Origin of the sequence: Streptomyces sp. NPDC057486 (assembly GCF_042802415.1) — a bacterium.
Classification (GTDB): domain Bacteria; phylum Actinomycetota; class Actinomycetes; order Streptomycetales; family Streptomycetaceae; genus Streptomyces; species Streptomyces yanii.
In genome coordinates this window covers 1-20581 of record NZ_JBHVEE010000166.1, presented here as the reverse complement: position 1 = coordinate 20581, position 20581 = coordinate 1, and the positions used below count along the sequence as shown (strand labels likewise).

At 68.8% G+C, this 20581-nt stretch carries 14 protein-coding genes; 7 read left to right on the top strand and 7 right to left on the bottom strand.

The window, feature by feature from the left end; all coding sequences use genetic code 11:
• Positions 1–345: 345 nt before the first annotated feature.
• From ACFU6I_RS42425 to ACFU6I_RS42415, 3 genes are all read right to left on the bottom strand, one after another.
• Complete coding sequence (locus ACFU6I_RS42425; protein ID WP_384378042.1) at positions 346–1110, bottom strand: class I SAM-dependent methyltransferase; 765 nt, start codon at positions 1108–1110, stop codon at positions 346–348.
• A 287-nt stretch (positions 1111–1397) separates the two neighbouring features.
• Positions 1398–2165 (bottom strand): aminoglycoside adenylyltransferase family protein, encoded by a 768-nt coding sequence (locus ACFU6I_RS42420; protein WP_384378039.1) that lies wholly within the window; start codon positions 2163–2165, stop codon positions 1398–1400.
• A gap of 163 nt (positions 2166–2328) precedes the next feature.
• Positions 2329–2790, bottom strand: a complete 462-nt coding sequence (locus ACFU6I_RS42415; protein ID WP_384378036.1) for a pyridoxamine 5'-phosphate oxidase family protein — start codon at positions 2788–2790, stop codon at positions 2329–2331.
• A 315-nt stretch (positions 2791–3105) separates the two neighbouring features.
• On the opposite strand from ACFU6I_RS42415, the gene thpR reads away from it, so the two are divergent.
• From thpR to ACFU6I_RS42390, 5 genes are all read left to right on the top strand, one after another.
• Positions 3106–3720, top strand: coding sequence for an RNA 2',3'-cyclic phosphodiesterase (thpR, locus tag ACFU6I_RS42410; RefSeq protein ID WP_384378034.1), 615 nt, complete (start codon positions 3106–3108; stop codon positions 3718–3720).
• A 697-nt stretch (positions 3721–4417) separates the two neighbouring features.
• On the top strand, positions 4418–5794 hold the full coding sequence (gene dctA / locus ACFU6I_RS42405) for a C4-dicarboxylate transporter DctA (RefSeq protein WP_384378031.1): 1377 nt from the start codon (positions 4418–4420) through the stop codon (positions 5792–5794).
• Positions 5794–6942 (top strand): glycerate kinase, encoded by a 1149-nt coding sequence (locus tag ACFU6I_RS42400; protein ID WP_384378028.1) that lies wholly within the window; start codon positions 5794–5796, stop codon positions 6940–6942. The genes dctA and ACFU6I_RS42400 overlap by 1 nt, the downstream gene beginning before the upstream one ends.
• Before the next feature lie 70 nt (positions 6943–7012).
• Positions 7013–7912 (top strand): LysR family transcriptional regulator, encoded by a 900-nt coding sequence (locus ACFU6I_RS42395; protein WP_384378025.1) that lies wholly within the window; start codon positions 7013–7015, stop codon positions 7910–7912.
• Positions 7913–8025: 113 nt separating this feature from the next.
• On the top strand, positions 8026–9108 hold the full coding sequence (locus tag ACFU6I_RS42390) for a tartrate dehydrogenase (protein WP_384378022.1): 1083 nt from the start codon (positions 8026–8028) through the stop codon (positions 9106–9108).
• Between the two features lie 203 nt (positions 9109–9311).
• Here ACFU6I_RS42390 and ACFU6I_RS42385 read toward each other — a convergent pair whose 3' ends face one another.
• The 3 genes from ACFU6I_RS42385 to ACFU6I_RS42375 form a co-directional block, all read right to left on the bottom strand.
• The gene (locus ACFU6I_RS42385) at positions 9312–11174 is read right to left on the bottom strand and encodes a CocE/NonD family hydrolase (RefSeq protein ID WP_384378019.1); all 1863 of its coding nucleotides are present in this window, start codon (positions 11172–11174) and stop codon (positions 9312–9314) included.
• A gap of 610 nt (positions 11175–11784) precedes the next feature.
• Positions 11785–12123 carry a YciI family protein gene (locus ACFU6I_RS42380; RefSeq protein ID WP_384378016.1) on the bottom strand — a complete coding sequence of 113 codons (339 nt, stop codon included), beginning with the start codon at positions 12121–12123 and terminating at the stop codon, positions 11785–11787.
• A gap of 395 nt (positions 12124–12518) precedes the next feature.
• On the bottom strand, positions 12519–14408 hold the full coding sequence (locus tag ACFU6I_RS42375) for a LamG-like jellyroll fold domain-containing protein (protein WP_384378013.1): 1890 nt from the start codon (positions 14406–14408) through the stop codon (positions 12519–12521).
• 272 nt (positions 14409–14680) lie between these two features.
• Between ACFU6I_RS42375 and ACFU6I_RS42370 the strand changes: the two genes are divergently transcribed.
• Positions 14681–15109: a PPOX class F420-dependent oxidoreductase gene (locus tag ACFU6I_RS42370; RefSeq protein WP_384378009.1), complete on the top strand. Its 429-nt coding sequence runs from the start codon at positions 14681–14683 to the stop codon at positions 15107–15109.
• Between the two features lie 408 nt (positions 15110–15517).
• Here the strand turns inward: ACFU6I_RS42370 and ACFU6I_RS42365 are convergent, their stop codons facing one another.
• Positions 15518–19597, bottom strand: coding sequence for a discoidin domain-containing protein (locus ACFU6I_RS42365; protein ID WP_384378006.1), 4080 nt, complete (start codon positions 19595–19597; stop codon positions 15518–15520).
• 333 nt (positions 19598–19930) lie between these two features.
• Here ACFU6I_RS42365 and ACFU6I_RS42360 point away from each other — a divergent pair, with 333 nt between their 5' ends.
• The gene (locus ACFU6I_RS42360) at positions 19931–20269 is read left to right on the top strand and encodes a hypothetical protein (protein ID WP_345511618.1); all 339 of its coding nucleotides are present in this window, start codon (positions 19931–19933) and stop codon (positions 20267–20269) included.
• Positions 20270–20581: the final 312 nt, after the last annotated feature.

Below are 20581 nucleotides of genomic sequence, written 5' to 3'. Positions count from 1 at the left end.
ATCGAGCGGGTCACACACCCGGAGGCTTGTCCACTCGAGTTCCGCTCCGGCACCCCGCGTCCAGGCCCTCGCCAGCGGCGTCGACACTTGCCCGCACTTCCGGCCCGACACCGCGCTCGTCCCCAAACCACCTGGCGACCGCACAGGTGGGAGACGTGCGGGCTGCTGACTCGGAAGGCGCGCGACAGCCCACGTCAGAAGCCGCGCGGTCTGCTCCGATCAGGGCAGACCGCCGAGGAGGCGACACGAAGCTGAGGCTCCGATGTCCGACACGCCGTGAGGCAACGGAAAAAGTAGCAGGTCACGAGGGCGGTCTCCGACGCCCATCGCGAGATGCTGCAACACCTAGGGCATTCCAGGAGGGACGGGCTCCGCGGTACCGCGCTGCGCCACGAACACGAACTCCCTGCCCGGCCGGTCGGGTGCGTCGCGTACGTCCTCGATGACGAAGCCGTGCTCGTGCAAGTCCCGCTCGATCTCCGTACGCTCACGGAAGCGAAGTGTCGATTCCGAGGTCAGCACGTCCCCGTCCGCAGCGAACACGTGCGTACCCCGGAAGCTCACCAGCGGCAGGCTCACGTCCGTCAGCTCGGCCCAGGTCTCGACGCGGCCGACACCCGGGATGTCCGTCATGCGGTACGTGGTCTCGCGCGTCCACTCCGCCCATTCCTCCCACACGCGCTGCGCCGGATCGCGCGTCTCGAAGACAAGCCTCCCGCCGGGCCGCAGCGCTTCGTACGCGCCGCGCAGCGTCGTACGCCACGCCTGCGGATCGGCGATCGCCTGGGCGACGTTCCCGGTCATCGTCACCAGGTCGATCTGCATGGCCGGCAGGTCCCGCGCGTCGCCGTCGAGCCAACGCACCCGCTCCGCACCCGGCTTGCCACGCGCGACGTCGACGGACGCCCGCGCGGGATCGATCCCGGTGACCGTAATCCCGCGCTCGGCGAGCAGCAGCGCGAACACGCCCGTACCGCACCCGATGTCCAGCACGGACCGCGCGCCGAACTCCTCCGCCATCGCGAGATACGCGTCGAGATCGCTGCGGTCCGGATCGAGTGGGTCGTAGATGGCGGCGAGGCGCGGGTGCCCGAAAGTTGCGTCAACCATGGAGGCGAACGTAGGTGGCCCCGAGCCCGCACGGCCACTGCTTTTCGGGTTACGGCGCCAAGCGGGCGTGGCGAAGTGCGCCGCTGATCTGTGGGACATCGTCGCCAGTTCGGTCCGGGTGCACCGGCAAGGTGATGCCCAGTACCAGGACATTCGCGGAGATGCGCTGATCGACGAACCTGGAACGTCGATCTCACCGTCCAGGTTCCGACTCTCCCACGGCTGGTCCGGCCTTGCATCGTTCCGCGCAGCTGTACGTGTGGGTGCAGCCGTGTCCTGCTGCTCGTTCACTCCTGCCTGCGGCGCAGGTCGTTGATCCTGGTGAGCACGTCCTCGGCATGCGGGCGGATCTGGGCCTTGAGCTCATCGCTCCATATCTCGTCCTGGTAGTGACAGGTGAGATACAGGTTCCGTGCGTGCTCCAGGACGGGGCGGTGTTGCGGGGGCAGGCGGGCGAGGGCCCAGTCAGCGGCGGCGTCCTTCGGTTTGATCTCGCCCGTGGCGAGGGTGGTCCAGATGCGTGCGAGGGTCAGCAGGACGTTGCGGGTGTCCTCATCCAGCTCGGCCAGGAGTTCGGGGATGCCCGCGACGCTCGCCCGGACGAGGTCGGCGTGCGGCACCGGGTCGAGAACCTCGGCCGGACGCGGGCCCGTCAGGGGGCGGTCACCCGCCAGTGCCATCGTGATCACCAGGGCCAGGTCCGGCATCGGGCCGGGCTGCGGAATCCCGCCCGCCTCGTATTCCTCGCGCAGCCACTCGCCATAGAGGAAGTCCCCGGCCGGCGGGAACCTCCAGGGGCGGACCTCGGACTGGACAACGACGGTGAGTTCGACCGGCCTGACCGTGGACGTCAGGCCGGAGATCTCCAGCAGTGCCCCCAGCAGGGACCGCCGCTGACGGTCCCCCAGACTCCTGCGTGTGATGGCCAGGACGTCCAGGTCACTGGCCGGGGCGAGACCCCCGAGCACGGCAGACCCGTGGAGGTACGTGCCGACGAGCTCGGGCCCCAGTGTGGCGCGGACGGCATCGACAGTCCGCTCAAGCTGATCCATCACGTCAGTGTCGTACACGCGCGTTCGCCGCGGAAGGGATCGCCGACGACGCCCAACTGCATCTTCGAGCTTCCTGAGGGCGCAGCTCAATACGGGACAGCCCTTAGGCTCAATACTCCAGCTGTAGACCGTGTTCTGAGAGAGGCGCGTCGGCGAGGGGCAGCCGTTATTCCAGCCACATCCCGTCGCGCATGATGACTCTCCCGCGTAGTTCTGGCTCGCCACGCCAAGCGCGCACCGTCCTCGGGACCACGCATACATACAGAAAGGAACCGTCTTCCACGCGTGGATCCCACCCGAACTTGTCGGCGAACGCCTCCGCTGCGCCTCCGGGCACCTCCTGGTCCGGGAAGTACTCCGCCTCACCCTGGAGGAGCACCACGTCGAAGGTGTCCGGTAGCGACAGGCGTACGCGCGGCTCCTTGCGGACGTTTCGCGCAGTCACGGAAGTGGCGCCGGTGCACATCCACACGGCTCGCCCATCCCACAGGAACCACAGCGGCACCTGGTGCGGCCCGTGATCAGGGTGAGCCGTCGACACCCATACATCCCGCTCGGTGACGAGCCGCTCCAGAACGTCGCGCATGCGCTCCGCCGTCTGGCGACGAACGATTCCTGTGGTCTCCATGAGGACCGACCCTAGCCAAGCAGGCGCGAAGCGCGCCTGAGGCGCAGGACCTACTCCCAGCGACCGATGAGCCTCTCAGCTTTTGGCTCGGGGCGACCGGCTTCGGTGCTCAGGGTGGCCGGCGGAATTCGGCGCTGCCGGCGCCGTGCTGCGGCGCGCGATCCCACCGCAGGGTGGCGTGCTCGTCCCGTTCTCCTGGTCCGTAGCTCCAGCGGCCCGGCCGTGATGCCGCCTGCCGGAAGTGGCTTCCTCGGCATCGCGACCGCGAGCACCTCTCTCGCATTGCCTGGGCCGGCGACTGTGTCCACTACCCGGATGCGGTACGAAGTCCGTGTGAACGAACAGACTCAGCCCGCGACCGTTCGCGTGTTCATCGCCCTTGCCCCGCCCGATCATGCGAAAGAGGAACTGGCCCGGGAGCTGCGCCCCGCCTATGACACACACCCTCACATGCGGTGGAACCGCATTGAGGACTGGCACATCACCCTGGCGTTCCTCGGGGAGCTGCCGACCGGGACAATTCCGCTCCTGCGCCCGCCTCTCGCCGGCCTCGCAGCGGACCGCCAACCCTTCCATTTGGCATTGCGCGGCAGCGGGAACTTCGACGACCGGGTGCTGTGGAGCGGAATCGACGGAGACCTCGATGAGCTGCACATGCTCGCCGCCGATGTGCGTACCGCGGTCAAGAGCTGCGGTGTCGCCTTCGAGGATCGGCCCCTGCGCCCACATCTGACATTGGCCCGTGCCCGCCGGGGGGATCGGTCCTCGGCAGGGGAGATCGCTGAAGGGTTCGCCGGATTCACCGGCCGCCGCTGGCCTGTCGAACGCCTGCACCTGGTCGGCAGCAACGTCGGCCGTAGCCGTGGACCGATCCACTACCGCGACATCGAGGCTTGGGCCCTCGGCACAGGGAACTGCACTGGACCCTGAACGAACCAGCAAGGGCAGCCGGCCCGCAGGTAGTGCTCGACCTGCGATGAAATGGTCGAGTGCGGCGCGTCGTCCGGGGCTGGAGCTCACCGTCCCATCACCGCCTCCCAGAGGGCCGGTGCCGGCGGGGCTCGGTGGCAACGGTCCAGGTCCGTTGGCACGGGACACCTGTCGCATGCGGGTCGTGACCGACTTGTCCGGGCTCAGGCGGCCAGTGTCCGGCAGCCCCGAGCACGTCGCGTCGATACCGGAGGCGTCGCAGGCGCTGTTGCCCCAACACGCCGGGCAACAGCGCCTGGGCGACCTCGGCCGGCACGGAGCCCATCGGCATGGCAGTGGCGGGCGGCACCGGCCGGTGAACGGGCCGATGCCGCCTGAGGGCGGCGGCTGGCCCTCCGACCTGCCGCCCCCTACCCGGCGCGACCGGGACTCGGCTTCCTACGCGAGAAGGATCGGTGCCATCCGAGGCTCGATGCCGGTGCGGATGCGCTCCTCCTCATGCCGGGCGACTCGATGCAGCCCGGTACGACGACGTCGACCCGGATGCCATCTGCCATCCGCGCCGGGACAGATAGGCCCTGCCTATACGGGGCATCGATTTTTGGTCGTGGACCCCCTGACCTGTGGCCCGGTTCACTGTGGCGCAAAGCTGGCGCGTACCGATCGGGCTCGGTGTCGCGCGATCAGGGAGGCTGCAATGACGCATACCCAGGACCCCGGGCGAGCCGCAAGGAAGCCGTGGTACCGGCAACTGTACGTCCAGGTACTCGTAGCGATCGTGATAGGTATCGTGCTGGGCTGGAGGTGGCCGGATCTGGCCACCTCTATGGAGCCGATCGGCACGACGTTCATCACGGCGATGAAGATGCTGATCGGACCGATCGTCTTCCTCACCGTCATCGGCGGCATAGCCGGTGTCGCGGACCTGAAGAAGGTCGGGCTGACCGGGATCAAGGCGCTGACCTACTTCCAGATCGGCACGATCGTCGCCCTGCTGACCGGTCTGGTGGCGATCAACATATTCCGCCTGGGCGACGGCGTGCACGCCGACCCGGCGGCCTTGAAGACATCCGAGGACGCGGGCCAGTACATATCCCAGGGTGAGCATCAGCACTGGTGGGAGTTCCTCACGGGCATCGTGCCGAACAGCTTCTTCAGCCCGTTCGTCGAGGGCGACATCCTCCAGGTGATCTTCCTGGCCGTGATCTTCGGCATCGCGCTGAAGGCGGTGGGCAAGACGGGCGAGCCGCTCGTCGCGGGCGTGCACCGGCTGACCGGCGTCGTCTTCAAGGTGCTGTCGTACGTCATGAAGGTTGCGCCGCTCGGCGCCTTCGGCGCGATGTCGTACGCCATCGGGAAGTTCGGCCTGTCCACGCTGACCAGCCTCGGCTCGTTGATCCTCCTCTTCTACGTCACCTCGATCCTGTTCGTCGTCGTCGTGCTCGGCGGCGTGCTCGCCGCGTACGTGAGGCTGAACATCTTCCAGCTCGTCCGCTACTTCAAGGAGGAGTTCTTCCTGATTCTCGGCACCTCCACGGCGGAGCCGGCGCTCCCCGGGCTGATGCGCAAACTGCAGTTCATGGGCGCCGAGAAGTCCACGGTGGGTCTGGTCGTGCCGACCGGCTACAGCTTCAACCTCGACGGCGCGGCGATCTATCTTTCTCTGGCAACTCTCTACATCGCCCAGGCCACCGACACCCCCCTGTCAGCCACCCAGCAACTCGGCCTTCTGGCAGTCATGTTGCTGACATCCAAGGGCGCGGCGGGTGTGGCCGGCGGCGGTTTCATCGCGCTCACCGCAACGCTGTCGACGGTCGGCCATGTCCCGGCTGCGGGCATCATGCTCATCTTCGGCATCGACAAGTTCATGTCCGAGTGCCGGGCGCTGGTGAACTTCTTCGGCAACGCCGTCGCCACCCTGTTCGTCGCCAAGTGGGAAAATGGCCTGGATCTCGCGAGGGCCCGCGCGGTGCTGGCAGGCAAGGCGGGGGAGCCGCCGATGACCGCCGAGGCCGAGGACGCCCGACTGGCCGCCGCGTCTCCCGCCGCCAAAACCGTCGGGGTGACGCCCTGATGTCCGTACTGATCGCCCCGGACAAGTTCAAAGGCACCCTCAGCGCCGACGATGTCGCCTGCGCCCTGGAACGCGGACTGCTGGAAGCCGCCCCGCACGCACAGGTCAACCGGCTCGCGTTGGCAGACGGGGGCGAGGGGAGCGTGGCCGCAGCCTGCGCGGGCCGGTTCAGCCCCGAGAAGATCACGGCGACCGGGCCGACCGGGCAGCCCGTCACCGCTTCCATCGCGGTGCACGGCCGTACCGTTCTCATCGAAGCCGCGGCCGTCTGCGGACTCGGCATCCTGCCGGGTGGACGCAAGGCACCGCTCACGGCCACCAGCCGCGGCCTCGGCCAGGCGGTCCGGTACGCGCTGGCAAGCGAGGCGGACACGATCGTCCTCGCGCTCGGCGGCGTCGCCACCACCGACGGAGGCGCGGGCCTGCTGCAGTCCCTCGGCGCGGTACTGGCCCGCGAGGACGGCACGCCGATCGGCCCGGGCGGCCAGGAACTCGCCGACCTCCACACGGTCGACCTCACCGGTGCGCGCGCCGCGCTGGCGGGGGTCGACCTCGTCCTCGCCACCGACGTGGACAACCCGCTGCTCGGGCCGACGGGCACGGCCGCCGTCTACGGTCCCCAGAAGGGGGCGAGTGCGGACGACGTGCGGGAACTGGACGCCGCACTTGCCGGCTTCGTACGGCGGCTGGAGGCTACGGGCGTTGCAGAGGCAGGACGTCTCGCCGAGGCACCCGGCGCCGGAGCGGCCGGTGGCCTCGGATACGCCGGGCTGCTGCTGGGTGGGCGGATGTGTTCGGGGGCCGACTACTTCCTCACCCTGCTCGGAGCCGACGAACTGCTGGCTGCGAGCGACTTCGTCGTCACCGGCGAGGGGAGCCTCGACGAGCAGTCCCTGTCGGGCAAGCTGCCGGTGACGCTCGCCCGGCGGGCCCGCAGACAGGGCACGGCGGTGCACGCGGTGGCCGGCCGTTGCACCCTGCCCGTCGACCGGACCGCCCTCCACTTCCGCTCCGTCCAGGCTCTGACGGACCTGACCGACCAGGACTGTGCGAACGACAGCGCCCTGAGTGCGCGGCTGCTGGGCCAGTGCGGGCGGACCCTCGCGGACAACTGGATCGTCTACGGAGAGACGGAAACCGGCAGATGAGTGGGCCGGGCGGCTTCTGCCCGGCGGATAGGTTGGGTCTGCCGCAGCCCAACACGACCGCGGAGGCACCATGGACGCCCGGCAGCTCGAGTACTTCCTGGCCATCGTCGAGCACGGCGGCTTCAGCAAGGCCGCCGCCGCCCTCCACGTTGCCCAGCCCTCGCTGTCGCAGGCCATGGCGAACCTGGAGGCCGACCTCGGGGTCGCCCTCTTCCACCGGGTGGGACGAGGAGTCGTTCTCAGCGAAGCCGGTGCCGAACTGCTGGAGCCGAGCCGACGCGTCCTGCGGGACCTGGCTGCCGTCCGCGACACCGCCGCCGCGCTCGCCGGACTGCACGGCGGAACGGTCGAGGTCGCCACCATGCCCTCGCCGGGCATCGAACCGCTCACCGCGCTCATCCACCGTTTCGCCGAACTCCACCCGTCGGTGACGGTGAGCACGCAAGCCGCCTTCACCCCGGACGAGGTCGTCTCCTTGGTCCGCAGCGGTGCCTGCGAACTGGGTCTGCTGGGCAGCGCCGCCCCCGTGCATCCGTCCGGGCTGGACGTCCTGCACGTCGAGGACCAGCCGTTCGTGGTCGTCGCGGCGCCCGGCGGGGCGATCGAGGACGACGTCACGATCCGGCCGGAGAACCTCGCGGGGCAGAAGCTCATCGCGTCCCGAACGGGCAGTCTGATGCGTAGCATCGTCGACGACATCACCGCGGGCGGCACCGGCACGGAGATCGTGACGGTCGTCGACCACCGCACGTCCATCCTGCCGCTGGTCCTCACCGGGGTGGGAGTCGCCGTCCTGCCCTCCTCATGGACCCGGCTGGCCCGCCGCTGCGGCGCGGTGGTAGCCCCCATCGAGCCAACCGCCCACCTCCACGTGGCGATGGTCAGCCTGCCCACTCACCTCACCCCGGCCGCCCGCGCCTTCCTCGCCCTCACCAGCTCCCTTGCCCAGCGACGGGCATGCGACGCCTGACGCAGGACCGATCGGCCACACCTATACGTCGTATCGAAAGCAGGTCTTGGACGCGCCACGACCGCTCTGTGTTGACTCGAACCAACAGTACGACAGCGAGCCGGAGGCACCCCATGACCGCACCCCGCACGTTCCGCATCGCCGCCATCCCCGCCGACGGGGTCGGCAAGGAAGTCGTCGCCGCAGGGCGAGCCGTCCTGGACGCTCTGGCCGAGGATTCCGCCGGGGCCTTCGCGTTCGAGTGGGAGGAGTTCCCCTGGGGCTGCGAGTTCTACGAGCGCACCGGCAGGATGATCGACGACGACGGCCTCGACCGTCTCAAGGACTTCGACGCCATCTACTTCGGTGCGGTCGGCTGGCCCACCGTCCCCGATCACATCAGCCTGTGGGGCCTGCGCCTGAAGATCTGCCAGAACTTCGACCAGTGGGCCAACGTCCGCCCCGTGCAATTCCTGCCGGGTATCACCAGCCCGCTGCGCAAGGCCGACGACACCGAACTCGATTGGGTCGTCGTCCGCGAGAACAGCGAGGGCGAGTACGCAGGCCTCGGCGGCCGCAACCTCTCCGGGCGTGGCCCCGGCGGTGAAGTCGCCCTCCAGTCGGCCCTGTTCACCGAGGTCGGCTGCGAACGCATCATGCGCTTCGCCTTCGACCTCGCCCGCACCCGTTCCCGCCGCAAGGTCTCCTCCGTCACCAAGAGCAATGCCCAGCAGTACGGCATGGTGCTGTGGGACGACGTCTTCAAGCGCGTCGCCGCCGACTACCCCGACGTGGAAACCGAGAGCGTCCTCGTCGACGCGATGTCCGCCAAGTTCGTCCTGCGCCCCGAGGACCTGTCGGTCGTCGTCGCCTCCAACCTCAACGCCGACATCCTCTCCGACCTCGGCAGCGCCCTGGCCGGCAGCCTGGGCCTGGCCGCCAGCGCCAACCTCAACCCCGAGCGCCGCTTCCCGAGCATGTTCGAGCCCGTGCACGGCTCCGCCCCGGACATCGCGGGCCAGGGTCTGGCCAACCCGATCGGCGCGGTCGGCAGCGCGGCCCTGATGCTGGAGCACTTCGGCCTGCCCGACCAGGCGGCCCGCCTGCACAAGGCGATCGAGGCGACCACGGCCGCAGGCATCCTCACCCGTGACGTCGGCGGCACCGCTTCCACCGAGGATGTCACCAAGGCCCTCATCGACGGTCTGAACGCCTGACACTCCGGGTACAGGACGAGGGCGGGGCCCGAAGACTCCGCCCTCACACAATGAACTGCGCCTGATGATGACGGTGCCGGCGGTACTGCTTCCCGGCAGACCTCGGTGTCATGAGTCGTTCGGCCTGAACCTTGATCACCGTCGCCACGCGATACGCCACGCTGCCCGGCACCCGCACATGCGGGTGCCGGGCAGCCACTGGGTCATCCGTTCTTTGAGACGCTCAGCGGGAAGGTGGGGGTGCCGACGTTGGTCAGCGTGGTGGTGTTCGCCCTCACGTACGTGTCCAGGTACGGCGAGCGGTCACCCTGGGTCGGCGAGTCGAACCGCGGGTCCTGCACCTCGAGGGCGAGCCGCGCGTCGGAAACCGTGATCACCTCACCCGAGGGAACACTCCGCCAGCCGTTCGAGGTGATGGTTCCGATCTGGACCCCCAGTTGGTGCCCTTGCTCGAAGGTCCAGTCCGTCGCCTTCAAGGCGAAAGAGGTTTCTCCGCTGCTTTCCAGCAGTGCGACGTTCTCGTTGAACATCGTCGCCTTGCCGTCCGGAGCGACGTCCCACAGCCGTACCCAGACGTTGCCCTGCCCCCTGGTCTTCAGCGTGATCTCCGGGCTGCCCGTGATCCGCACCTGCTCGGCGGCGGGCGTGGACCAGGTCCAGTAACTGTTGGCGGGCGTGGCGGCACTGATCGCACTCGTCTGATCAGTCGTCAGCGAACCGACCTCCGGCGCGTACTCGATGTCCCAGCCCTGAGACTCCGGCGCCGTCATCGACAGGGCGGCCTGCTGTGCCTTGCCCCCGTCGTCGACGTACTGACCGGGCGCCAGCCGCACCTTGTACGCGTCGTTGGTCACCGGCCAGGTCGACTGGGCGCGCCAGTGGCCGAGGCTGTCCTCGAGGGAGAACGCCGGGTCGGTCACCGACGGTTCGATGCCGCGGAGGTACTGGTCGTAGAACCGCATCACCTCGTCGAACCAGCCCGCCCGTCCCATCTTGAGCTGGCCCCTGGCATTGGTCTCGTTACCGCGCACGTGTTCCCACTGGCCGATCCAACCGCGCTGCGGACCCTGATGGTTGGCCAGGTACTTCTGCATCTCCTCGGGCTTGGTGTTGTCCTCGATGAAGCCCGACGTGACGAACAGCGGCGTCTGGGATCCGGCGGCGCGGGAGGCAAAATCGCGGGCACGCCAGAACGGCGACTTCGGGTCGGGGCTCTGGGTGTTGGTGAGGTTGTCACTCTCGCACTCGGGGTGGTTCTTCTCGTATCCCGCGTTCGCCTTGTAGTGGTCGCCGTCATCGGCCAGCGGCGCCATCGTCGCGATCGAGTAGTAACCCCGCGGAGTGCTGGTCACGTTGGAACGCGGCACCCCGTTGCTGTACAGGTAGTTGTACCTGTTCCACGTCGGTTCTTGGGAAACGATCGCCCGCAGAGGCTTGAGCTTGAGGGTATTGGCCGCCAGCCCGGTGTTGGCGTCGTACGACTTGCCGTACATGCCGACCTTGCCAGTCGACCACGGCTGGCTCGCTGCCCACTCGACGGCCGCCTTGATGTCAGCCTGCTCCCCCGGGCCGAGGAAGTCCAGGCACCCGGTGCTGCCGCCGAAGCCGCGCAGGTCCACCATCACGAAGGTGTATCCACGCTTCATGAGCCGCGCACCGTCGATGAAGTCCTGGAATCGCGCCGATGGCCCGACCCGGTCCCACCCTGCGGGAGAAGTCTCCCCCGCGTGGGAGAAGTACGGGCCCACCGACAGGATCACCGGCGTCTTCGCATCCGCCGGCAGGTCTGCCGGGCGCAGCACGTCGGCGTGCAGTTCGACCCCGCTGCCGTCCGAGGAGGGGAAGTAGTGCTGCGTCCAGAGCGAGCCCTCCGGGACGCGGTCGTTCTCTTCGTGCGTGACGGGGTCGGTCGCGGTGGCAACCGCCTCCGACCGGTCCTGTGCTGCGGTGGCAGACCCGGATGTCGTGCCGGGCGCTGCGGCGGCGGATCCGGCGAGCGTGCCGGTCAATGCGAAGGTGGTGATGACGGCTGAGGCGGCCCAGGCGGCCGCGCGACGTCCTCTCACTTGCTCCTCCCGGAGTTGTCGGTACGGGGCGGTGCAGGTGGTGCTGTCGGGCAGCGACCCCTGACCCGCCGTCGACGGGTCGACGAGGGGCGGCCGCGCGCAGACGGACGGAATCTGGATTCCGGGTTCGCGCCGGAGCCGACGGCGAGGGAGCCTATGGTGATCATTGGCACGCGTCAACAGGGCAGTGTGAGACACGTGTTGCTGGTGTGGCCGCAGATGTCCCGACCGGAGCTGGTCACGGCGGCTCACGGGAGCGCGTAAGCGACGGAGCCCGGGCGCGACCGAGGGAGAGCCGGCCGCCGTGCGCGCATGGAGGAAGGGCCTCTGGGTAGCTGGCGGTTGTTGAAGCCGGCGACGACAAGAGGCGGCGACCACGACGCCACGGGCACCCCGCCCGGACCCGGTGCCGGATTCCGCCGACCTGCCGACCCAGGTTCCGCGCCGGACTGCCGCATCCTGCGACCGGCAGCAACGCCTCGAGCACCGCCCACGCCTCGCCCGTCAGATCATGCCGCCCAACCGCCTCGCCCACAGGCCCGCAGCATGCCGATCCCGCAGGTCACAAGCCACTTCCGAACCAGGGCCGGCCGCGGGGGACTGTCTTCGATCAGGCGGTCGGGTCGGGCATGATCTCCCGGACCTCCTGCGCACAGCGGCACGCGGCGGCGAGCTCGGCAGCCCACTCCAGCGCGTCCTCACGTGAGGGCACATCGATGATCGCAAACCCGCCGAGAACCGCCTTGGTCTCCGGGTACGGACCGTTGGTGACGGTCCCGTCGGTGGACACGACGCTCGCCTGCTGCCTTTCCAGTCCACCACCGAAGACCCACACAGCGGCATCCCGAGCCTTACGCACCACCTCGAGCGAGGCCTCGGCCACCTCGGGCAACTCCTCCTCGGGGAAGGTCATCGCGCCGTCATCGAACGAGATCAGGTACCGCGTCATACATGACTCCCTTGGCCGCCGGCCACCTTCGGCTGCCTCTCACCCTACGACGAACACCTCCCTTCAGAACCGGAACTCCACCCGGCTTCCGAAACATGCCTGCGTCACCTACGAGGCCGCGTTCGCGATCGACACCGCTTGGTGTCTGCTCACGGCGCTCGGCAATCCGGGCCGTCCGCACGGGAGTTCAGCCCACCTGCGGCTGGACCGGGCCGGTGGAGCAGTCCGCCGCCGTCCTCGGTGACCCGACTGCCCGCGAACGCCGCTCGGATGTTCCGGACGAAGGTGCCCTCGGCCCGCCGGGCGGAGGAGCAACACGGCCCGGGAGCGACAATCGCGTGGCTCCCGGGCCGGGCATCGGACTCAGGTGGTCATCCGGCCGCTCGCTGAGGCCGTTACGCGAACGGGGCCATGAAGTCCTTCGGGGTCAGCGCCCGGTCCACGATGCGGGTGTCGCCGATCCAGCCGTAGAAGCTCTGGCCGAACTGCTCGGCGAACTGAGTGCCGCCGATGACGAATGGCTTTCCGAGCGTCGCGATGCCGGTGGCCGGCTGGGACGGGTTCCGGGCGATCTTCGACCCGTCGACGTACATCACCGTGCGGTGACCGTCGTTCACGACCGCGATGTGGGTCCAGCGACCCACAGGCAGCGCGTGGCTCCACGAAGTCGGGTCGGCGTCCTGGACGTGCGGGTAGAGCACGAACTGCAGGAAGCGCTCAGGCGTGACATTGAGGCTGCAGGTGGGCTCGTCCGTCGACCAGCCGGTGGTTTTTCCGGCGTCGCCGTTGCGACCCTCCCAGCTCAGGATGCCCATCCAGGCGTGGTCGCCTTCGAACGGCTCCGGAAGCTTGATGAAGGTCTCGATGGTGAAGCCCGAGGTGAACGTCAAGCTGTTCAGCGGCGCCTGGGCGGCCGTGGTGAGGATCGCGCCCCGGTCCGGCGACTTGCCGCCGTCGAAGCGGAGGCTGGCGTGGGCCGGCTGCTCGGCATGGTGATCGCCCGACCAGGTGAGGGCCTTCGAGGCGCTGTCGTGGAGCAGTTGGACGCGGAGGTCGTTTCCGTGCCCGGACAGGTCGCGTGCCACGGTGCCCGCGGCAACCGCGGAACCGGCAGTGCCGGCACCCGCGAGACCCGAGGAGTCGAACCGCCAGTAGGCGACGGTGCCCCGCGGCATCACCCGGGACGCCGGACGCGGCGCCGGGCGAACCACCGGGGCGAATCCCCGGAAACGCTCCACGAAGTCGATGTCCAGCGAGAACCGGTCCACCGGACCGGTCAGTTCGATGCTCTCCGCCTCCAGCGGCGTGCGCTTCTCGGGGTCGCGGGCGAGGAACCACGGCGAGAACGTCTCCACGTCGACGACGTTGCGGACCAGGTCGAAGGAGTAGAGCCGGACCATGCCCGCACCGCCGTAGTAGCGGTCCTGGTAGTTGGTGATGTGCACATGCACGTCATGGCCTGCATCGTTGGTGAGCACGGTGCGCCCCGGAGGCCAGTAGTGGCCGCCGAGCGCCATGAAGATCTGATCGTTGCCGCGGATGATGCGGTCCCAGAGCCGTTGTCCGTTGTCGGACAGGTGCGCCTGGCCGTTGTCCTCGGCCCAGGCGATGTCATGGGTCGTGAGGATGGCCGGCAGGGTCGGGTGGGCGTCGAGGACGCCCTGCGCCCAGGCCAGCCCCTTCTCGGAGGCGCGCCAGTCGAGGGCGAGTACCAGCCACTCGTGCCCGGCCGCCTGCAGCACGTGGTAGCTGTTGTAGCCGTCGGGCGATGCGCCGCCGAAGGTCGGCATGGAGGTGAAGCGCTGCGGCCCGAACGCCCGGAGATAGGCGGTGTCACCGCGCTGGTCGTCGGTGCCCGAGTTGATGTCGTGGTTGCCGGCGAGGACGCTGTAGGGCACCTTGCCGTGGATGGTCCGGAAGGTGTCCGCCGCGAGACCGATCTCTTCCTCGCTACCGTGCTCGGTGACGTCGCCCAGGTGCGTCATAAAGGCGATGTTTGCCTCCTGGCGCTGGGCCACCAAGTAGTGGAACGTCTCCTTCAGCGGCTCCGGGTCCGCGCTGTCCGCGTCGAAGAGGTACTGGGTGTCCGGCAGGACCGCCAGTGCGAAGCGCGGGCTCTCCGCGTCGAAACGGTGGTTGCCGGAGCCGGCTCTCGATGGCTGCGCCGTGGCGGCCTGCGCGGACTGCGTGTCCAGCACCGTGCCGGCCGCTCCGACCACCGGTACGGCCAGCGCTGCCTGCAGCAGACTGCGGCGACCCGGTCCGGGATGACTGGTTCTGCTCATGCGATCTCCCTGAACTACCCCCGTATGACAGCAGGGATGATGCTGATCGCCGATAGCCGGACGGTGACCGTGGTCTAAACCACAAGGGCCGGATGGTGGACGCCTTCGGGCGGCCAGGCGCGCGGCTCCGGTGACTTTGCGCGTCGTCGCGGTGGCCGGTGATCTCCGGAACGTGTATCGAAAGTGGATCAGTGGCTGGGCCGCATGGAGGGAAACGGCCGGTCCGCGCGTCAGTTCCCGTCAGCCGGCTTGCCATCAGGCAGCATGCGGCCATGGCACAGAAGATGAGCGAGGCCGAGTGGCGCGCATTCGTCATGTCCGGCACGCGGACCGGCAAACTCTCCACCGTCCGCGCGGACGGCAGCCCGCACATCGCCCCCGTCTGGTTCCTGCTCGACAGTGACGATCTGGTGTTCAACACCGGTCAGGGCACGGTCAAGGGTCGCAACCTCGCCCGGGACGGCCGGGTTGCGCTGTGCGTGGACGATGAGCGGCCGCCGTTCGGGTACGTGGTCCTGCGAGGTCACGCGGAGCTCAGCGACGCCCTCCCGCAGGTCCGGGAGTGGGCCACCCGGATCGCGGCCCGTTATGTGGGCGCCGACCGCGCCGAGGAGTACGGCGCCCGCAACGGCGTCCCCGGCGAGCTGCTCGTCCGGGTACGGATCGACAAGGTGCTCGCAATGTCGGGCATCATCGACTGAAGGGCCACTCTCGGCGTGGGCATCCATGGCAGCGGCGTGCCGTGGTCAGGGGACCCGCGGTCCGGCGTCCGTGGTGCGCACCGGTTCGGCCAGGCCACCTGGGGTCCTGCCCTTGAAGACGACCTCGCAGGAGTACTTGGTCCTCACGTTCAGAGGCACCGGTACGGCCCTGGGGATGTCATTGCAGCGCGCGTGGTCATAGCGGTAGGGCCGGCCGCGGGAGTGGCCGGCCCCGAAGCGGACGCCAAGGGCTGTCCCGTGATCCCTGGCGGGCGCACGACGCCGGCTACGGCACCTCGCTGCGTTGTCGGAACGCCCGAATACGCCCAGTATGAGGACGCTCCTCCGCCTTGCGATGCACCGCATCCGACGCCGCGCGCCGTTCCGTCAGGGATTTCTGGACGGCCCTTAGGCGTGTGTCACCGTTCGCGCGCTGTTGTATCCCTCGGTCAGCAGCGCGGGCCGCCCCGACCGTAGCGCGTCGGCGGGCCAGGAGAGCGTCACCGTGCGCGACTCCCCGGGCAGCAGCCACACATAATTGTCGCTGTACAGCGTCGGCAGCACGCGCCCGCCGTCGTCGGCGTCCAGCAATGAGATCCGCACCATCGAGGCGACCGCCGAGCCCCGGTTGCGTATGGTCGCGGGCATGGTGCGGCGCGTCCCCGACCGGGAGACGTGGCCGAGGTCGGCGGTGACCTTGACTGTCCTGGCCTTGTTGAGCGCCTTCATGTCGGCCGTCTCGCGGTAGCGCCAGTATGTGTTCTCCGAAAGGGTTCTGCCACGGCTGTCCTCCAGGGTCAGCCGCAGTAGGTGCAGGCCGGGCAGATCCTTCCCGAACTCGGCCGTGAACGCCGGTGTCGTGCCCGAGGGGGCGACATCCACCTTCGTACGGTGGGTGGACCCGAGCTGCCGCCCGTCCAGGTCGAAGAGCCGGGCCGTGACGGTCACGGTCTTCAGGCCGCGCGCGGTGTGGTTGACCGCGACGACCTCCCACTTCTGCGGGTCCGCCTGCACATGGACGGCCTCGCAGGCCTTGCGTGCCCCGTAGTAGGTGCCGTTGACATCGAAGTCGTAGTCGTAGGTCTGCCATACGGTGCTGTGCCAGGCCGGGTGGGACATCCAGAGCATCAGGCCGCTGGCGTCCTTCCACAGATTGGCGTTCCAGGCCTCGAACATCGCCCTGGTGTTCTCGTAGTTGACGAACTGTGCCTTTCGGGCGAAGTCGTCCAGGCCGACGGCCGTGCCGAGCCGGGCCTCGATTGCGGCACGGTAGTTCTGCGGAGCCTGGTTCCCCCTGGTGCTCCAGTCGTGGTAGTACCACGCGTCACCGATCGGCCACTCCGGCTCGTCGCCGACGAGGCTGCGCATGCTCTCCGCAGTGGACACCACGGGCATGCCGATCTCGGTGTGGAAGCCGAAGTGGCCGCCGCCGTAGGTGGACCGGGAGAAGTAGCGTTCCGGCTCCACCCAGCCGTAGGGGCCGCCGCCGGAGATGATGCCGCCGGCCGAGTTGTTCTGGTAGAAGACACCGGGCGCCTCCGTCCGGACTGCCTCGCGCATGCCGGTGTCGATCGCCGCGGGCGGGTTGCCCTCGTTGGCACCGCACCAGACGACGACGCTGGGGTGGATGCGATAGCGCCGTACGGTGTCCCGGGCCAGGCTGTTGAAGGCGTCGTGGTCCGGTGGGTCCATGGCCCAGGCGTTCGGGAAGTCGTTCCACACGAGCATGCCGTACGCGTCACAACTTGCGAAGAACTCCTCCCTGTTGCTGCTGCCGAGCCAGTTGCGGATCATGGTGAAGTTCATGTCCCGGTGCATCCGCACCGCCGTGTCCATCCGCTCGGCCGGCATCCGGCGCAGCAGCTCGTCCCAGCCCCAATTGCCGCCCCGGCAGAAGACCCGCACACCATTGACGCTGATCTTCAGCGGTTCCGGGGTGTTGTCGACGGACTTCACGTCCGTCCAGGTGTCCCCGTCGTCGGAGATCTGGACGACATACGTCTTGGGGTAGGCCGACTCCCACACGACGACGACGCGGTCGAAGGAGACGGACTCGCCGAGGTCCACCTGGATCCACTGGTTGTCCTCGTACGCCGAGGACCAGCGAGTGCCGGGCTTGCCGTCGGTGGCGTTCTGCGCTGTGTTCGAGCCGTCTTCCGTCGAGGCGGTGGCGGTCCTGTGCAGGGCCAGGTCGGCGCCGGGTTTCCCGCTGTCGATCACCGACAGGCTCCACAGCGACGTTCCCCAACTCGTCGCCCTTTCACCGCAGTTGAGCCGCACGTACCGTGCCGTGCGGTGACCGAGATCCACGCTCTGCAGGCTCGCGTTGGCGTTCTGGAACGGCAGCGGCACCGCTGAGTTGTCGACGGACTCCGCATCTGTCCAGGTGTCGCCGTCGGCGGAGACCTGCACCACGTACGTCTTGGCGTACGCCTGTTCCCAGACGAGCTCCACCCGGTCGAAGGGGACGGACCCGCCGAGGTCCACCTGGATCCACTGGTCGTCCTCGAACGCCGACGACCATCGCGTCTTCGCATCCCCGTCCGTGACGTTGGCGGCTTCGTGGCCGGGCTCGTCCACGGTCGAGGCCGTGGCGGTCCTGTGCAGGGCCAGGTCGACACCGGGCGCCGCGCTGTCGATCACCGAGAGGCCCCACAGCGACGAACCCCAGTTCGTGGTGCGTGTCAGGCACCTGATCCGCACGTACCGCGCCTTCCTGGGGCCCAGCTCCACCGACTGCGTGTACGCGTTGGTCCCCCCGTCGAAGGGCAGCGGCACCGCGTACTCGTAACCGAACTGGCGGATGCCGAAGCGTGTGGTGCGCCGGTCGCTCTCCTCGCCGTCGACCGATGCGACGAGCGTGAGGTCGTGCAGGGCCGGCTCACCGTAGCCGTTGGGCCACCACAGCTGGGGATTGCGCACCCGCAGCTGCGCGTGGTCGGCCGGCGCGAAGACCACGTCGGTGCTCTCACCACCCGGCACCGTGACGGTCCGTGAGACCCGCACGTCGTCGAACGACGCGGTGACCGTCACGCGCCGCCCGGTGGAATCGGCGTTGCGCACCGGCACCACGATCGTCACTTCGGCAGTGCCGGTGTCGGGCAGGTGGGGGAGCGTGGTGTCGACGCGTGGGTCGCCGATGACCGCGTGCCCCGTCGAGCGCAGCCGCACGTGGTTCCAGATGCCGGAGACGCGGTCGCGTACGGCCGGCATCCAGTCCCACCCGGAGGCGGCCAGGTACGTGGGCGAGTTGCGGTTCATCATGGTGGCGCCGGCGTCCACGAAGGCCAGGCCCGCCTCGCTCTTGTCCCCGGGGCTGCCGGGGAAGGGCATCGGTGTGATCCGTACAGCCAGCGCCTGCTCGCCGCCGGATGCCAGCAGGCGCGTCACGTCGTGGGCTGAGCGGGCGAAGGGGTACGTCAGCCCGCCCACCTGCTGCCCGTTGAGCCAGATGTCGGCCTTGTGGTTGACGCCGTCGAACTCCAGCCAGACACGGCGCCCCGAGCCGGTGCGCAGGCCGCGCGGCAGACGGAAGCCGCGCCGGTACCACCACGCGTGGCGCGACAGGGCCTCCGGTATGTGGAGGTTGTTCATCCCCGAGACCGGGTCGGGCAGGTGGCCCTGGTCCACCAGGGAGCCGAGAACCGTACCCGGCACCGTCGCGGGCAGCCAGCGGCTTGTGTCCACCAAGGGCAGGGACAGCTCGGCGCCCTCGGCGCCGGCCCATTCGTCCATCGTCAGGGTCCAGCCCGACTCCAGCGGGACCGTACCGTCGTCGGCGACCCTCAGCGCGGGTGCCTCATGGTTGTGCGTGCCCCAGTCGGTCCACCCGGTGGCGGCGGGCCTGTGGCCCTTGGCCGTGCCGTACACCTCGAAGCCGTTGAGACCCAGCGGGTTGGAGTTCGACCGCTTCGTCACGGTCATTCGCACCCAGCGTGCTGTGGAGGGACTGTCCAGCCCGATCTCCACCACCCCGCCGACGCCTGAGGCGGTCCGGTACACCGTCGTCCATGCGTGGCGGTCCCGGGACGTCTCGATGGTGAACTCCACCGCGCAGCTGGACAGGATCTCCTGGCCGGTTGTGCTGTCACGTGGATTGCCGCTGGTGGACGGCGTGAAGACGGGGTCGTCCTTGGTGGCTTCGAATGTCAGCCGCAGTGAGTCGACCTCGCACTCGGACTGGAGGTCGACGGAGATCCACTGCGGGTCGCCGTCGGCGGCGCGCCACCCGCTGCCCTTCACACCGGTGGAGTTGAGCCTGTCCACCACGAACTCGCCGGGTGTGGGTGCGTAGTCGACGGACGACACCTCGACAGGGCGGTACGCGGCGAGTTCGCCCCGGGGGCCGGTTGTGCTGCCGGTGGAGATTGCGGGCCCGGTCGCATGGCTCGTCCCGGGGAGCGCGACCCCGAGCCCGAGGCTTGCGAGCAGCGTGGAGCCGGTTGCGACAACTGCTCTGCGGGAAGGGCGAGATGACTGGTCAGGCATGAGTGACGTGATCCGTTTCAGGTGAATCCCTCAAGAGCAGGCGGCCTGCACGAGCCCGCCTGACAACGTTGCCATAGGTTGTAATCCTGCGGATGTTCTGTCAAGAGTCGGCGCGATGTCCGGCCCGTGGATCCGGGGAGACCTGCCGGGTCGGCTCGGAGGCGCGGGCGGTGCGGGGCACGGGATTCGCCGACAGGACCCACTCCCGCACACCACCACTCACTCCCGCTCAGCAAACCGACAGCAGCTCACAACCCCCGGCCCCGCTCGCTCGCCCACCGGTCTGCGTAAAAGATCGTCATTTTGTTCTGCCCCTGTGGAACGATCACCGGCATGGAGATCCTTCGGTATGTGTTCCTTGTCTTCCACCTCTTCGGGTTCGCAGCGATCATGGGTGGCCTGTTCTTCCAGTTGCGCGGGAAGGACCCCGTGACCGGCAGTTACATGGTCAGCAGCACGGTCGTCCAACTGGTCACAGGCGCGGGACTCATCTGGACCCGCATATCCCTGGACCTGCCGGTGGACACCGCAAAGATGTGGGTGAAGCTGGGCTTGGACGTCCTGATTGCGGCGACGGCGGTGACGGGCATGCGCAACAAGCAACCGTGGGCCTTCTACGGCGTGGGGACGTTCACGGCCGCCGCAGCCGTAGTGGCCGTCGCCTGGACGTAGTTCCCCAGCGGGCCCGGTTGCGCATTCGGAGCACGAACACGCCCCAGAGGACGGGTAGGTGACGTACTGCCCGTTTCGGGCCGGCAGCTGGGGCTGCCGGTGGTGGCCTCTCCGGGCGGCTATGGCCGCGGCTTCGGCCCGGGGGCCGGCTCTCGGTCTGAACTCTCTTCTGGCCGCGGCGGATTAAGAGCGCGAAGGTGCTCTGGGCGTGTGCCTCCGGCCGCAGTGCGTGGGTCGACGGGGGTACCTCGCCCCTGCTGCCGGCCCCCGCGGGAGTCGACCGGTGCAGGGGGCCGGCCGACGGACGTGGTC

Bases quoted from the DNA above. Each gene is read 5' to 3' on its own strand.
- ACFU6I_RS42365 (WP_384378006.1), bottom strand. From the start codon at position 19,597: ATGCCTGACCAGTCATCTCGCCCTTCCCGCAGAGCAGTTGTCGCAACC.
- ACFU6I_RS42380 (WP_384378016.1), bottom strand. From the start codon at position 12,123: ATGACGCGGTACCTGATCTCGTTCGATGACGGCGCGATGACCTTCCCC.
- ACFU6I_RS42370 (WP_384378009.1), top strand. From the start codon at position 14,681: ATGGCACAGAAGATGAGCGAGGCCGAGTGGCGCGCATTCGTCATGTCC.
- ACFU6I_RS42395 (WP_384378025.1), top strand. From the start codon at position 7,013: ATGGACGCCCGGCAGCTCGAGTACTTCCTGGCCATCGTCGAGCACGGC.
- ACFU6I_RS42390 (WP_384378022.1), top strand. From the start codon at position 8,026: ATGACCGCACCCCGCACGTTCCGCATCGCCGCCATCCCCGCCGACGGG.
- ACFU6I_RS42425 (WP_384378042.1), bottom strand. From the start codon at position 1,110: ATGGTTGACGCAACTTTCGGGCACCCGCGCCTCGCCGCCATCTACGAC.
- ACFU6I_RS42400 (WP_384378028.1), top strand. From the start codon at position 5,794: ATGTCCGTACTGATCGCCCCGGACAAGTTCAAAGGCACCCTCAGCGCC.
- thpR (WP_384378034.1), top strand. From the start codon at position 3,106: ATGCGGTACGAAGTCCGTGTGAACGAACAGACTCAGCCCGCGACCGTT.
- ACFU6I_RS42360 (WP_345511618.1), top strand. From the start codon at position 19,931: ATGGAGATCCTTCGGTATGTGTTCCTTGTCTTCCACCTCTTCGGGTTC.
- ACFU6I_RS42415 (WP_384378036.1), bottom strand. From the start codon at position 2,790: ATGGAGACCACAGGAATCGTTCGTCGCCAGACGGCGGAGCGCATGCGC.
- dctA (WP_384378031.1), top strand. From the start codon at position 4,418: ATGACGCATACCCAGGACCCCGGGCGAGCCGCAAGGAAGCCGTGGTAC.
- ACFU6I_RS42375 (WP_384378013.1), bottom strand. From the start codon at position 14,408: ATGAGCAGAACCAGTCATCCCGGACCGGGTCGCCGCAGTCTGCTGCAG.